Annotated in this window: 12 protein-coding genes; 2 read left to right on the top strand and 10 right to left on the bottom strand. The window is 72.4% G+C overall.

Annotation, left to right across the window (positions count from 1 at the left end; all coding sequences use genetic code 11):
- Positions 1–89 precede the first annotated feature (89 nt).
- The 6 genes from ABZ070_RS18155 to ABZ070_RS18130 form a co-directional block, all read right to left on the bottom strand.
- Positions 90–842, bottom strand: coding sequence for an endonuclease/exonuclease/phosphatase family protein (locus ABZ070_RS18155; RefSeq protein WP_356634920.1), 753 nt, complete (start codon positions 840–842; stop codon positions 90–92).
- Positions 843–910: 68 nt separating this feature from the next.
- On the bottom strand, positions 911–1,852 hold the full coding sequence (locus ABZ070_RS18150) for an ROK family glucokinase (protein ID WP_356634918.1): 942 nt from the start codon (positions 1,850–1,852) through the stop codon (positions 911–913).
- A 65-nt stretch (positions 1,853–1,917) separates the two neighbouring features.
- Positions 1,918–2,361, bottom strand: a complete 444-nt coding sequence (locus ABZ070_RS18145; protein ID WP_356634916.1) for a DUF5304 domain-containing protein — start codon at positions 2,359–2,361, stop codon at positions 1,918–1,920.
- Between the two features lie 74 nt (positions 2,362–2,435).
- A complete protein-coding gene (locus tag ABZ070_RS18140; RefSeq protein WP_356634914.1) occupies positions 2,436–3,662 on the bottom strand; it encodes an ArsA-related P-loop ATPase in 1,227 nt (408 codons plus the stop codon).
- On the bottom strand, positions 3,662–4,111 hold the full coding sequence (locus ABZ070_RS18135) for an SRPBCC family protein (RefSeq protein ID WP_356634912.1): 450 nt from the start codon (positions 4,109–4,111) through the stop codon (positions 3,662–3,664). Before ABZ070_RS18135 ends, ABZ070_RS18140 begins: the two co-directional genes overlap by 1 nt.
- A 91-nt stretch (positions 4,112–4,202) precedes the next feature.
- Entirely contained in the window at positions 4,203–4,958 is a 756-nt protein-coding gene (locus ABZ070_RS18130; RefSeq protein ID WP_356634922.1) for a metallophosphoesterase, read from the bottom strand.
- Positions 4,959–5,260: 302 nt separating this feature from the next.
- Here ABZ070_RS18130 and ABZ070_RS18125 point away from each other — a divergent pair, with 302 nt between their 5' ends.
- Positions 5,261–7,057 (top strand): AMP-dependent synthetase/ligase, encoded by a 1,797-nt coding sequence (locus ABZ070_RS18125; RefSeq protein ID WP_356634910.1) that lies wholly within the window; start codon positions 5,261–5,263, stop codon positions 7,055–7,057.
- 312 nt (positions 7,058–7,369) lie between these two features.
- Here ABZ070_RS18125 and ABZ070_RS18120 read toward each other — a convergent pair whose 3' ends face one another.
- On the bottom strand, positions 7,370–8,512 hold the full coding sequence (locus tag ABZ070_RS18120; RefSeq protein ID WP_356634908.1) for a glycosyltransferase family 4 protein: 1,143 nt from the start codon (positions 8,510–8,512) through the stop codon (positions 7,370–7,372).
- A 122-nt stretch (positions 8,513–8,634) separates the two neighbouring features.
- Between ABZ070_RS18120 and ABZ070_RS18115 the strand changes: the two genes are divergently transcribed.
- On the top strand, positions 8,635–9,873 hold the full coding sequence (locus tag ABZ070_RS18115) for a glycosyltransferase 87 family protein (RefSeq protein ID WP_356634906.1): 1,239 nt from the start codon (positions 8,635–8,637) through the stop codon (positions 9,871–9,873).
- Here ABZ070_RS18115 and ABZ070_RS18110 read toward each other — a convergent pair.
- From ABZ070_RS18110 to ABZ070_RS18100, 3 genes are all read right to left on the bottom strand, one after another.
- Entirely contained in the window at positions 9,827–11,047 is a 1,221-nt protein-coding gene (locus ABZ070_RS18110; protein ID WP_356634904.1) for a hypothetical protein, read from the bottom strand. The genes ABZ070_RS18115 and ABZ070_RS18110 overlap by 47 nt on opposite strands.
- 92 nt (positions 11,048–11,139) lie before the next feature.
- The gene (locus tag ABZ070_RS18105; RefSeq protein ID WP_356634902.1) at positions 11,140–12,168 is read right to left on the bottom strand and encodes an NlpC/P60 family protein; all 1,029 of its coding nucleotides are present in this window, start codon (positions 12,166–12,168) and stop codon (positions 11,140–11,142) included.
- Between the two features lie 245 nt (positions 12,169–12,413).
- Positions 12,414–13,439 carry an NlpC/P60 family protein gene (locus ABZ070_RS18100; protein ID WP_356634900.1) on the bottom strand — a complete coding sequence of 342 codons (1,026 nt, stop codon included), beginning with the start codon at positions 13,437–13,439 and terminating at the stop codon, positions 12,414–12,416.
- Between the last annotated feature and the right edge of the window lie 161 nt (positions 13,440–13,600).

Below are 13,600 nucleotides of genomic sequence, written 5' to 3'. Positions count from 1 at the left end.
GGACACCGCACGGAGTGCGGTACCGGGGCCGGGGCGGAGCCCCGGTTCGGGAAGGGGCGGGGTGGGGGAAAGAACCCCGCGCAGCGCCCCTACGTCGCCGGCAGCCGCAGCGCCGCCAGCACCGGCAGGTGGTCCGTCGCCGCGCGGAGGTCCCCCTCGCTGACGCCCGTCAGCCCCCGCGGCACACCGCACCCCAGCACCTCCACCCCCTTCGTCGCGAAGACCGCGTCGATCCGCTGGTGCGGATCCAGCGCCGTCGACGTGTGCTCCGCTCCCCACGGGCTGACCGCCCAGCAGTCCTGGAGCTCCGCCGCCAGGCGGCGGAAGCTGCGCCCGGACGGCCGTTCGTTGATGTCGCCCGCGACGATCGCGTGCGGAACGCCCATCGCCTCCACCCGGTCGAGCAGCATCCCCGCCTGTGCGTGGCGCTCGTCCGTCTGCAGGCTCAGATGGCAGCTGACGACCCCGACCCGGGCGCCGCCGAACCGTACGACCGCCGTGGCGAAGCCTCGACGGTGCAGGCCGGGCGTGAGGGGAAGCAGCACGTCCTCGGTCCGTTCGACCGTGGCCCGCAGCGAGCACAGCAGCAGCGGTCCCGCCGCCGTCGCGCCGCCGGAGAGCATCACCAGGTCGGTCTCTGCGGCCAGCCGTGCCGCGTGTTTGCGCCACCGGAAGAAGCGCGGCGCCTCCTGCACGAACACCAGATCGGGCCTGCACGCGCGGATCACTCTCGCCAGTGCTTCCTCGTCGTCGCGCAGGGAGCGGATGTTGTAGCTCAGGACCCGGATCACGGCTGAACCGTCCGGCTCGGTGCGGGACTTGGGCAGTGCGGTGATCGGCATGGGAGCAAGATACGTCGGTGCCCGCCGCGATCCTCAAAGGACGCGGCGGGCACCCGGCGTACGGTGTGTCAGCCCTGGCGTGCCAGGTCCGCCGCGCCCACCAGACCTGCCTTGCCACCCAGTTGCGCGGCGAGAACCTGGGCGTGGGGGCGCCAGCTGCCGCCGATCAGCCAGCGGCGGAAGGACTTGCGGATCGGGTCGAGCACGAGGTCACCCTCGTCGGACACGCCGCCGCCCACGATGAACGCCGACGGGTCGAACAGCGAGGCAAGGTCGGCGAGGCCGGCGCCGGCCCAGCGCGCCAGCTCCCGGAAGGAGTCGACGGCGACCGGGCAGCCCTGGCGGGCGGCCTCGCTGATGTGCTTGCCCTGGATGCCTTCGGTGGTGCCGTCGCCGAGGCCGAGGAGCACCGTCGCGTTCTCCGGCGTGGCGTGGGCACGCTGCTTGGCGTAGCGGACGAGGGCGCGGCCGGAGGCGTACTGCTCCCAGCAGCCCTGGCTGCCGCAGCCGCAGAGCAGCCCGTCGGGGACGACCCGAATGTGGCCGAACTCGGCGGCCACGCCGAAGCGTCCGCGGCGCAGCTTGTTGCCGATGATGATGCCGCCGCCGAGGCCGGTGCCGATGGTGATGCAGATGACGTCCTCATGGCCCTGACCGGCACCGAAGCGGTACTCGCCCCAGGCGGCGGCGTTGGCGTCGTTCTCGACCACGACGGGCAGGCCGACGCGCTGTTCGACCTTGTCCTTGAGCGGCTCGTGGCGCCAGTCGATGTTCGGCGCGAAGAGGACCGTGGCGCGCTTGTCGTCGACGTATCCGGCGGCGCCGATGCCGACGGCCTCGATGTCGTGCCCCTGGCCGGCTCCCGCGACGGCAGAGCAGATCGCGTCGACGATGCCTTCGGGAGTCGACGGGGTGGGCACGGTGTGCGTCTCGAGAATGGCGCCCTCTTCGTCGACCACTCCCGCCGCGATCTTCGTGCCGCCGATGTCGACGCCGATGGTGAGTCCCATGTGTCCCTCAGTATTCGGTCGAGCCCCGCTATGGCCAACCGTACCCGAGGCCGGGCATCGCCTGGTCAGTCCAGGTCGATGTGCTCGCTCGGTCCGGGGCCTTCGTCGCGCGGGTCGTCGGCGTCCTTGAGGTCCCCCGTGCCGGACGGACGCTGGGTCCAGCGGCGCTCGTGGCCTTCCACGGCGGACCGGTAGGCGGCGAGCAGTTCGTCGCCGGCGGCCGCGAGATGGTCGAAGACCTGCGGGTTTCGTTCGATGACGGGCTCGACGGCGGACTTGGCCTGGTTCACGAACTGCTGCACGGCGCTCTGTGCGGCCATGCCCGGCAGCGAGGACTGGAACGAGGAGAGCTTGTCCGCGACGACGTCGAAGAGCTTGCGGAACTCCTCGGCGGCCGAAGCCGGCGGTGGGCCGTACTGCGCGCGACGGCGGGCCTGCTCCTGCTGGAGGTCCTCTTCGCAGGCGGTGGCCCAGGCGTCGGCGTCGGGGCGCTCTGTCGCTTCGCTCATGACGTGCTCCTGGGGCCTTTTCGGTGGTTTCAAGGGGTTGTGCACACGACGTTACCCGAACGGCGGTACACCGTTCAGTGGGTTCGCGGCCACAGTGCCGGGTCCGGCGTGAAGCGGACCTTCAGCACGCCGTCCGTGAGTCCTGCCCCGGCGACGGTGCAGCGGCGGAGCGCGGACGGCAGCGGCAGGATCCTGCGGAAGGCCCCCGCGTCGATCAGGAGTTCATCCCCTCGGCGGACCAGGGAGAGCTCTTCCTTGACGGCGCCGGGCAGCTCCAGTTCCCACACGAAGAGGTCGCCCTCGGCGTACTGCTTGCCGGGCGGGTCCGCGCGGAGTTCGTCGCCGTCCGCTGCGGGGCCGGCTGCGGCGGCAAGGCCTCCGCGCGGCCCGTCGCCGACGGGGCCGTGCTCCGCGTTGAGCAGCGCCAGGTCGTCGAGGCCCTGGGGGTCGCGCCCGAGGTGCGGTACCCGGCACAGGGGCGTGGCCGGCGCCCAGGAGCCGTACCACTCGTGCAGGCACTTCTCCTGCTGGGCGAGCAGGCCCGCGAGCCAGGGGTCCGCCGGGTCCTGGGGCAGGTTCCGGTTGGCCACGAGCGCGTCGACGCGCAGCCCGTGCAGCGCCAGCCCGGTCCGGGCGGAGCGCAGGGCGGCGGCGGACCGGGGGCCCGGTTCGGCGACGACACGCAGCGTCGTGCCACGGGACTCGATCACGGACTGCACGCCGGCCAGCTCGGTGTCCCAGCGGCCGGTGGTCTCGTACAGCCACTGCGCGGGCATGGGGACGCCGGCGAGCTGGGCGAGCATGGGACGCAGCGCGCGGGCGGCCTGGCGTTCCTGCGGCAGCAGCCGGCGCAGATAGCGGCGCAGTTCCCCGGGCAGGGCGAGCAGTGCGATCGTCTCCGGCAGCGGCGGCATGTCGACGACGACCACGTCCCAGTCGCCGCCTGCCGTGAGCACCAGCGCGCGCAGCAGCGCGAACTGGTCGCTGCCGGGCAGCGAGGTCAGCTCCTCGTCCTCCAGCCGGGCAGCGCCCAGCAGGTCGAGCGCCGCGGAAGCGCGCTCCTGGAGGTCGAGGAACTCGGCGCGGAAGTCCGCGCCGGCGTCGACGCGGGCGGCCCACAGGTTGCCGCCGATCCCCTCCGGTGCGCCGAGGGGCGCGGTGACCGGGCCGCCGAGCACCTCACCGGGGTCGGCGGAGAGAAAGAGGGTGCGCCTGCCGCCGCGGGCGCACGACAGCGCGGTGGCGGCGGCGACGGTGGTGCGGCCCGCGCCGCCGAGGCCGGTGACGAGGACCCTGCGCATCAGGCGCCGGCGCCGCTCTCGACGCGCTTCTTCAGACCGGCGAGCGCACGGTCGATGATGACCTTCTCGGCCTTGCGCTTGATCATGCCGAGCATCGGGATCTTGACGTCGACGGTGAGCTGGTAGGTCACCTCGGTGCGGTCGCCGCCGCCGGCCGGCGCGAGCCGGTACGAGCCGTCGATGGCACGCAGCATCTGCGACTTGACGAGGGTCCAGCTGACCTCGTCGGCGCCGTGCCAGGTGTACGCGAGCGTGTGGTCGTCCTTGATCGCGCCCGCGTCCAGCACGAGACGGACCTGTTCGGCCCTGCCGTCGGCGCCGGTGGCGAGGACCTCCGCCTCCTTCACCTCGCCGGTCCACTCCGGGTAGCGGGCGAAGTCGGAGATGACCCTCATGACCTCTGCCGGCGCCGCATCGATCGTGATGCTCGAGCTGGTGTGTTCCGCCATCGCTGCGGCTCCTCACAGTGCGGTACGGACCGGGCAAGTGTGTGGGGTGCAGGCTATCGCGCCCCGCCCGCCGGTCCGTGCGGGCCCCGCGTCACCAGGACAGCGACCAGGGCCGCCCGGCTGCGGCGAAGTGGCCGACGTTCACACACTCCGTCGCGCCGACCCGCATCCGGCGGGCGAGCGGCTGGTGGACGTGGCCGAACAGCGCGTACCGGGGCCGGGTGCGCCGGACGGCGTCCAGCAGCGCGCGGCTGCCGCGCTCGAAGCGGCGGGCCACGGTGTCGTAGGTCAGCTCGGGCACGTCGGGCGGGATGTGCGAGCACAGCACGTCGACCTCGCCGATCGCTTCGACCTTGGCGGCGTACTCCTCGTCGGAGATCTCGTAGGGCGTGCGCATCGGGGTGCGCAGTCCGCCGCCGACGAAACCGAAGACGCGGCCGCCGATCTCGACGCGCTCGCCGTCGAGGACGGTCGTACCGGGTCGGGCGTACTCGGGCCAGAGAGCCGGGATGTCGACATTGCCGTAGGTGGCGTACGTCGGCGTCGGGAAGGCGGCGAACATTTCGGCGTACTGGCGCCGTACCGCCGTCTCGATGGCGGTCGCCTTGTCGACGGCGAGCTCTGCCCAGAGCCTGCGGCCGAGTTCACGGGCGTCCTCGAATCGGCGGGCGGTACGCAACTCCACGATCAGGTCGGCGTTCTCGACGCCGAACAGGTCGGGGAAGATGCCGCGCGAGTGGTCGGCGTAGTCCAGGAAGAGCACCAGGTCACCGAGACAGATGAGGGCGTCTGCGCCGTCGCCCGCCGTGGCGAGATCCTTTGCATTGCCGTGCACGTCGCTGACCACGTTGACTCGCATCCCTCGCATGACGAGCACCCTAGAACGCGCTGCTGACAGCTGGGTAGAGGGGGTTTACCTGCGGTTACTCGCCGCGCCTCCGCGAAGTGGAATACTTTGCGCGAGGTCCGGCCAGCGACGTGTGACGCAGGGAACATTGGCCGGGAACCCCTATCGGGAACTGAGTACTCGTGGGTAACGTCCGGGCAGTCCAGTCGTGCTCACCCCCACCGAGCACCCGCCCGATCTTGGACCGCAGCCGGTGCGTCACACAGAGCCGTGGCACCGGCGCCCGATGAGGAGCAGCAGTCTTGCGCGAGTTCAGCCTTCCGGCCCTGTACGAGGTCCCCACGGACGGCAACCTGACGGATCTCATCCGACGCAATGCCGCGCAGCATCCAGATGTGGCAGTCATGGGCCGCAAGGTTGCCGGCACATGGACGGACGTCACCGCCACCCAGTTCCTCGCGGAGGTCCTGGCCGCCGCCAAGGGCCTGATCGCAGCCGGTATCCAGCCGGGCGACCGGGTCGGCCTGATGTCACGCACCCGCTACGAGTGGGTCCAGCTCGACTTCGCCATCTGGAGCGCGGGCGCGGTCACCGTGCCGGTGTACGAGACCAGTTCGGCGGAGCAGGTGCAGTGGATCCTCGGTGACTCGGGCGCAACCGCCGTGATCGTCGAGGACGGGGCCCACGCCGCGGCCGTGGAGTCGGTGCGCGGGTCGCTGCCCGAACTGCGCAACGTCTGGCAGATCGAGAACGGCGCGATCGCCGAACTGACCGCGGCCGGCGCGGACGTCACCGACGCCGTCGTCGACGCGCGCAGCGCGGTCGCGAAGGCGGACGACCCGGCGACGATCGTCTACACCTCGGGAACCACCGGCCGCCCCAAGGGCTGTGTGCTGACGCACCGCGCGTTCTTCGCGGAGTGCGGAAACCTGGTCGAGCGCCTGAAGCCGCTGTTCCGCACCGGCGACAGTTCGGTGCTGCTGTTCCTGCCCGCCGCGCACGTCTTCGGCCGCATGGTCGAGCTCGCGGCCGTGATGGCGCCCATCAAGCTGGGCTGCGTGCCGGACATCAAGAACCTCACCGAGGAACTGGCCTCCTTCCGGCCCACGCTGATACTCGGCGTGCCGCGCGTCTTCGAGAAGGTCTACAACTCGGCGCGGGCGAAGGCCCAGGCGGACGGCAAGGGCAAGATCTTCGACAAGGCCGCGAACACGGCGATCGCCTACAGCCGCGCCATCGGCAGTCCCGCAGGAGCGCCGCTCGGCCTGAAAATCAAGCACAAGGTCTTCGACAAGCTCGTCTACAGCAAGCTCCGCGCGGTGCTGGGCGGCCGGGGCGAGTACGCAGTCTCCGGCGGTGCGCCGCTGGGTGAACGGCTCGGCCACTTCTTCCGCGGCATCGGATTCACCGTCCTGGAGGGCTACGGTCTCACCGAGTCCTGCGCGGCGACCGCCTTCAACCCGTGGGACCGGCAGAAGATCGGCACGGTCGGTCAGCCGCTGCCCGGCTCCGTCGTACGGATCGCGGACGACGGCGAAGTCCTGCTGCACGGCGAGCACATCTTCGCCGGCTACTGGAACAACGAGGCGGCCACGGCCGAGGCGCTGGCCGACGGCTGGTTCCACACGGGCGACATCGGCACCCTCGACGAGGACGGCTACCTCGCCATCACGGGCCGCAAGAAGGAGATACTGGTCACCGCGGGCGGCAAGAACGTCGCGCCGGCCGTGATCGAGGACCGCATCCGCGGGCACGCCCTCGTCGCCGAGTGCATGGTGGTCGGCGACGGCCGCCCGTTCGTGGGCGCGCTCGTCACCATCGACGAGGAGTTCCTCGCCCGCTGGGCGGCGGACAACGGCAAGCCGGCCGGATCGACGGCGGCGACGCTGCGCGGGGACGCGGAGCTGCAGGCCGAGATCCAGAAGGCGGTGGACGACGGGAACGCGGCGGTGTCCAAGGCCGAATCGGTACGGAAGTTCCGCATTCTGCCGTCGCAGTTCACCGAGGAGGCGGGGCACATCACGCCGTCGCTGAAGCTGAAGCGGAATGTGGTGGCGAAGGACTTCGCGGACGAGATCGAAGCGATCTACCAGGCCTGATCCGCCGCCCCACCCCGGGGGCTCCGGCCCCCGGGCCCGTGCCCCCACGGGTCTTGAACCTGCCGGTACCGTCGGGCCCCGCCCCGAACTCCGCGCCTCGTACTCCCTCTTACGGCCTGGCGGCCGCGGGTGGGACACCTGGCCAGGCCTCGGGAAAGTACGCCCGGCGAGGCCGGCGTTGCCCCCGCCCACGGAGCCGGCCGGCTGACGCCCTCATGCGCGGAGCGAAAGCCGACCCCTGAGGGAGACACCCCGGCACGCGCGGCGCCCGCTACCGGCCCGGGGCCTGCCCCCGGTTGGGGGACACGTCGCTCAGAGGAGGGACTTGAGGCGCTCCGCCAGCAGGTCCCAGCGCCACTTCTCCTCCACCCACGCCCGGCCCCGCTCCCCCATCCGCCTCCGCAGCTCCGCGTCCTCGAGCAGCGTGACGATGCGGTCGGCCGACTCCTCCGCCGAACCTCCGCGGACCACCCAGCCGGTCTCGCCGTCGAGCACCGCGTCGGGCGCGCCGCCCGAGTCGCCCGCCACGACGGGGAGTCCGGTCGCGGACGCCTCCAGGTACACGATCCCGAGGCCCTCCACGTCCAGGCCGCCTCTGCGCGTGCGGCACGGCATGGCGAAGACGTCGCCCGCGCCGAAGTGCGCCGGGAGCTCGGACCACGGCACCGCTCCGGTGAACCGGACGGAACCCTCGACGCCGGTCTGCGCGGCGAGGCCCCGCAGCTCGTTCTCGTACGGTCCGCCGCCGACTATCAGCAGTACCGCGTCGGGCACCTTCGACAGGATCGCCGGCATGGCGCGGATCAGGGTGTCCTGCCCCTTGCGCGGCACGAGCCGCGAGACGCACACGACCACGGGCCGGTCGCTCAGCCCGAGCCTGCGCCGGACCAGGTCGCCGCCGGAGTCCGGATGGAAGGTCTTCTCGTCGACGCCCGGCGGCAGTTGGACCATCCGGCCGGCGGCGGCCGGCGTCAGCGCGGCAGCGATCCGCGAGCGCGTGTATTCACCCAGATAGGTGATCGTGTCCGTGCCCTCGCCGATCCTGCGCAGCAGTTGCCGGGACGCCGGCAGCTGCGCCCATCCCGCCTCGTGGCCGTGCGTGGTGGCCACCAGTCGCCGGGCGCCGGCCTTGCGCAGCGCGGGCGCCATCAGTCCGAGCGGGGCGGCCGCCCCGAACCACACGGACTCGCAGCCGTGCTCGCGCAGCAGCCGGGTCGCCGTGCGGGTGACGCGGGGTGTCGGCAGCAGCATCGTCGTACGGTCCCGCACGACGGTGAAGGGCTGCTCGGCGTCGAACGCCGCGGTCGCCGCCACGCCCTCCTGGCTGCGCTTCCAGGTGGAGGCGTAGACGACGAGCTGCCCGGGATCCAGCCGTAGCGCCATGTTGTGCAGGAACGCCTGGATGCCGCCGGGCCGGGGCGGGAAGTCGTTGGTCACGATCAAGGTCTTGTGCATCGCCGCCGACAGTACCGAACGCTCTCCGCCCGGGGCCCGGCACGGCCCCGCCTCGGCCCTTGGAACCGCCCGGCCCGGCATCATGGCAACGCCCATTCCCGCACGAAAGGGGCGACACGGCCATGGCGGTGGCGAACGGCGCCCGGCATCCCGTCGCGGTGTGGGTCCTGACGAGGACGGCGCTGCTGCTCCTGGTCCTCGGCGTCCTCACCTGTCCCGGCCCCGACGTCACGACCGACGTCTCGGTGATCTACCAGGGCTGGCAGGAGGTGCTGCGCACCGGTACGTATCCACTGGACGACGTCACCTGGCAGTACCCGCCCGGCGCCGCGCTCGTGATCGTCGCACCGGGGCTGCTGCCCGGCCTCGGCTACACCTCCGCCTTCATCACGCTCGCGCTGCTGTGCGACCTGCTGGTCCTCGCGCTGCTCCTGCGCGCGGAGCGGCACGGCACCGGCCGGCGCGGCACCTGGACCTGGGTCGCCGGTGTGCCGCTGCTCGGACCCACCGTCTACGCCCGCTACGACGTCATGGTGGCCGCCGTCGCCGTCGCCGCCCTCCTCGCCTCGGCCCGCCGGCCCGGCGTGATGGGCGCGCTGGCGGGTTTCGGCGCGCTGCTGAAGGTGTGGCCGCTGCTCGTGCTCCTGGGCACCCCGCGCGGGCGCGTCACCCGGCGTTCCTGGGCCGCAGCGGCGGTCACGGTGGTCGTGCCCGCCCTGGTGCTGGCCGCGGCGATGCCCGGCGCACTGGCCTTCCTCACCTTCCAGCGCGACCGCGGCACCGAGATCGAGTCGCTGGGGGCCCTCGTCTTCCATGTGGCACGTCACTTCGGCTGGCAGGGCGAGGTGCTGCTCAACTACGGGTCCGTCGAGTTCCTCGGTCCGTACGTCCCGCTCGTCAGCCGCCTGGCCCTCGCGCTGTCGCTCGCGGCGCTCGGCTGGCTGGCGTTGTGGCGGGCCCGGGCCAAGGAGTTCGACGCCGCCACGATGTGCGACGCGGCGTTCGCGGCCGTGCTGCTGTTCACCACCACGAGCCGGGTGATCAGCCCCCAGTACATGGTGTGGCTGGTCGGCCTCGCCGCCGTGTGCCTGGTCCACCGGGCGACCGTGATGGTGCGGCCGGCCGCGCTGGTGCTGGCGGCGACGGGGGTGACGCTGCTGGAGTTCCCGGTGTGGTTCTCGCACGTGGTGGCGAGCGACCCGCTCGGCATCGTGCTGCTCGTGGTGCGCAACGGGCTGCTGGTGGCCGCCACGCTCGACGCGTGCCTGCGGCTGTGGCGCCGGACGGTCACGGCGGCGCCCGGCCGGGGGCGGGCTACGGGCCCAGACGCTCGAGCAGATAGCCCCGCCACATCGCGGTGAACGCGTCCGGCGTCGTGCCCAGCTCCTCGCTCAGCGCGCGCTCCACCGCGCCGTCCCGGTGCTCGCCCTCGCCCACGGACCGGTAGAACGCGGTGAGCTTCCTCTCGCCCCACCGCTCGGCGATCAGCTCACAGGCCAGCCTGCCGCCCTCGTAGGCCCGGGCCGTCGCGCCCGCGTCCCCGCCGAAGGTGAAGTCGCGGTCGTCGGGCAGGACGGCGGGCACGTCGCCCGCCCGGACCGCCTCCTGCAGTTCCGGCGCGGCCTCCCCGGCGGTGCGGCCCGTGCCGCGGTAGGCGACCCAGTCCGCGAAGCCCTCCGACAGCCACATCGGGGTCGTCGGCGAGGTGTGGGCGCGGGTCGCGACATGGGTGGCCTCGTGGGTGAGCACGATCCCTTTCCCGAAGTCGCCGAGCAGCCCGTACGCCTCCGGGTTGACGACCACCCGGTCGGCGGGCGAGGTGTCCTTCGGGTTCGTCTCGCCGGTGGTGACCGCCGCGATGCCCTTGTAGCCGGCCGCCGGCGCGCCCAGCAGCCTGCCCATCGCCTCCACGGAGGGCGGTACGAGCACGACCAGAGCGCCGGCCCACTCGCCCGGCCACGCCTTGGACACCGCCGGCACGGCACGGTCGGTGGCCGTCGCGAGTTCACGCAGCCGCTTCTCGTCCTGGCCGACCCCGAGGACGATGCTGCGGCTGCCCCGCACGACCCGCACGTCGCCCTGGTGCCACAGCTGCTGCAGGGCGCCTGCGCCGCGGCGGTCGGCCGTCACGTACCAGCGTCCGCCGCGCTCGGTCAGCTCCAGCGTGCGCGAGGCGACGACGGGGGCGGCGTCGTAACCGGCGATGCGGTAGCGCAGCTCGGTGTCCGCGACGGCCTGAGAGCCTTTGTGACGCAGGCCCTTGATCCGGTACTCCCAGGAGGCCAGCGGCACGTCCGCGAGGTTGTCGAACTCCGCGCCCTGAGCGGCCCGGAGCGACGCCGCGCCGGGCTCGAGCGAGGCGAGATAGCCGGGGCGGTCGTGGTCGAGCACGGCGGCGGCGCGGGCGTCCAGCGTCTGCTGGATCTCCTCGAGGGTCGGGTCCAGGGGCCTGTCCCCGGCGGTGCACGCGGACGCGACCACCAGCACGGCGAGCCCGAGCCCCACCGTGCGCCGCGGGCGCCCATGACGTATCACCCTGCGATGGTACGTAACCGGCCACCACCAGGGCCCCCGCCAGGACCCGGGCCCCCTCGGCGAAACCCGGCGGGGCCGGAGCCCCGCCCGCGCTACACCCGCGTCACCGAGTTCACCGGCATCATCCCCACCGGGTCGTACCGCACCGACGCCCCCGGATACGGCGCATGCACCACCTGCCCGTTCCCCACGTACATGCCCACGTGGCTCGCGTCGCTGCGGTAGGTGACGATGTCGCCGGGCCGCGCCTCCGCCAGCGACACCCGCCGGCCGGCGTGCGCCTGTGCCTGGGAGGTTCGGGGCAGGCCGACACCGGCCTGGGCGTACGACCACTGGACGAGGCCGGAACAGTCGAAGCCGGACGGCCCGTTCGCGCCCCACACGTACGGGCGGCCGACGACGCTGCGGGCCGCCGTCGTCGCGGCGGCCGCATGCGGTGAGCCTGCCACGAGGCCGGACAGGTCGGGGAGTTCACCGCGGCTGGAGCGCGAGGCCCGGTCGTACGCCTCCCGTTCCTCGGCGGGCAGGGCGTTCAGCAGCCGGCGGGCCTCGCCGAGTTTGCGTTCGACGGTCCGCTTGTGGCGTGCCACGGCGCTGCGGCTGCGTTCGAGCTCCGCGAGGTCCTGTGCGGCTTCGGCGCGCTCCTGGCCGAGGCCGCGCTGCTCGCGGCGGAGGTCCGCGAGGGCGCTGGTGTGGCGTTCACTGATGCGGTCGAGGGTCGCCGCTGCCTCGAGGTAGCTGTCCGGGTCCTTGGACAGCAACAACGCGAGAGCGGGATCCATGCCGCCGGACCGGTACTGGGCGCCCGCCACGGAGCCGAGCGCTTCGCGCATCCGGTTGATCCGCTCCTGGCTGCGGGCGACCCTGTCCTGCGCGTGCCGTACCTGCTCGTTGAGGTGTTCGACGTGTTCACCGGCCTTGTTGAATTTCTCCGTGGCCTGCTCCGCCTCCTGGTGGAGCCGGTCGATCCTGGCCCGGGTGGCCTCGGCGGTGTCCCTCGGTTCTGCTCCCGCCGGTACGGCCGTGAGGGCGGCGGCGGTGGCCGCAGCCGCGGACAGGACGGTGCCACGGGCGACGCTCCGGGTGAGGCCGGACTGTGAGGGTCGGCGGTGGGAAACCACGGGCCGCGCTCCCTTCCGCAGGACTTCCGCAGCGGTTGCACGGGACTTCCGTGCAACCGGGTTCGATGCGCGGCAGAGAGTAGCCGGGTGAACACAAGGTGGCCAAAGCCCCGTCCAGGCATACAAAGTGACGCCCCGCCGGAGACCACAAGGTCACCGGCGGGGCGTCGGGTCGGCCTGGAGGGACGGAATTCCCCCGTTCGGGCGGGTGTGAAGTCCCGCCGAACGCTCCGTCCGACCGTCCGTCAGATACGCACGCCGAACTGGAACGGCATGTTGTTGATCGACTCGTAGCGCACGTTGGCGCCGCTGCGCGGGGCGTGCAGCACCTGGCCGTTGCCCGCGTAGAAACCGACGTGGTGCAGGTCGCCGTAGAAGATGACCAGATCGCCCTGCTTGAGCTGGCTCTGCGAGTAGATCCGGGTGCCGGCGTTGGCCTGCGCCTGCGACGTGCGCGGGATGGAGACACCGGCCTGGGCGAACGCCCAGGAGGTCAGCCCGGAGCAGTCGAAGGAGTTGGGGCCGGAGGCCCCGTACACGTACGGCTTGCCTATCTGCGACTGCGCGGCGGCGAAGGCGGCGGACGCGCGCTGCGAGGCGGGCACGGCCGGGCCGAGGTCCACGCGGGCGCTCGCGCGGTTGGCGCGGGTCTCGTCGGCGGCGAGCGCGGCGCGCTCAGCGGCGGTCAGGGAGTTGAGGAGCCGCTGCGCCTCCGCGAGCTTCCCCTGGACTTCCTTCTTCTTGTCGCCGAGGGTCTTGCGGGTCTCCGCCAGATCGCCGAGCTTGCTCTGGGCCTCCTGGCGCTGCTGCGCGAGGGTGCGCTGCTTGGCCTGGATCTCCTGGATCGCCTCGGTCTGCTTGGCGCCGAGCTGGTCCAGCGCGGAGGCCTTGTCGAGGTAGGTGTCCGGGTCGCCGGAGAGGAAGAGCTGCACGGAGGGGTCGATGCCTCCGGTGCGGTACTGGGCGCTCGCCACCGAACCGAGGCTGTCCCGGAGGGTGTTGAGCTCGTCCTGCCCGCGGGCGACCTTGTCCTGCAGCGCGTCGATCTGCTCGTCGAGCTTCTCCTGCTGCTCCTTGGCCCCGTTGTACTTCTCGGTGGCCTTCTCCGCCTCTTCGTAGAGCTTGTCGACCTTCTCCTTGACCTCGCTCTTGCTCGGCTTCGGGTCGGCCTGGGCGGTCTGGGCGGTCAGGGCGACGGCGGCTGCGGCGGTCGCGGTGAGCACGGTCACGCGGGTGCGGCTCGGCTGCTTGGGACGACGGTGGGACGCCACGAAGGCGAGCTCCTTCTTCCTCGAGCCGCCTACCGGGCTGTGGGGGGTCGAAACCCCGGCTGTCCGCGCGTCGGATCCCGGGGGAAATGGGGCGAACTGCACGAACTAGGCGGTTCCTTCGCTGTCGCCCCGGATGGGCGATCAACCGCGCGAAGGTTCGA

The organism is Streptomyces sp. NPDC006283 (assembly GCF_040613325.1).
Taxonomy (GTDB): Bacteria; Actinomycetota; Actinomycetes; order Streptomycetales; family Streptomycetaceae; genus Streptomyces.
The sequence above is the reverse complement of the archived record's forward strand: the minus strand, read 5'-3'. Positions and strand labels throughout refer to the sequence as shown.

Coding starts and splice junctions, on each gene's coding strand:
- ABZ070_RS18140 (WP_356634914.1), bottom strand. CDS start 3,662: ATGCGCAGGGTCCTCGTCACCGGCCTCGGCGGCGCGGGCCGCACCACC.
- ABZ070_RS18115 (WP_356634906.1), top strand. CDS start 8,635: ATGGCGGTGGCGAACGGCGCCCGGCATCCCGTCGCGGTGTGGGTCCTG.
- ABZ070_RS18145 (WP_356634916.1), bottom strand. CDS start 2,361: ATGAGCGAAGCGACAGAGCGCCCCGACGCCGACGCCTGGGCCACCGCC.
- ABZ070_RS18150 (WP_356634918.1), bottom strand. CDS start 1,852: ATGGGACTCACCATCGGCGTCGACATCGGCGGCACGAAGATCGCGGCG.
- ABZ070_RS18120 (WP_356634908.1), bottom strand. CDS start 8,512: ATGCACAAGACCTTGATCGTGACCAACGACTTCCCGCCCCGGCCCGGC.
- ABZ070_RS18155 (WP_356634920.1), bottom strand. CDS start 842: ATGCCGATCACCGCACTGCCCAAGTCCCGCACCGAGCCGGACGGTTCA.
- ABZ070_RS18135 (WP_356634912.1), bottom strand. CDS start 4,111: ATGGCGGAACACACCAGCTCGAGCATCACGATCGATGCGGCGCCGGCA.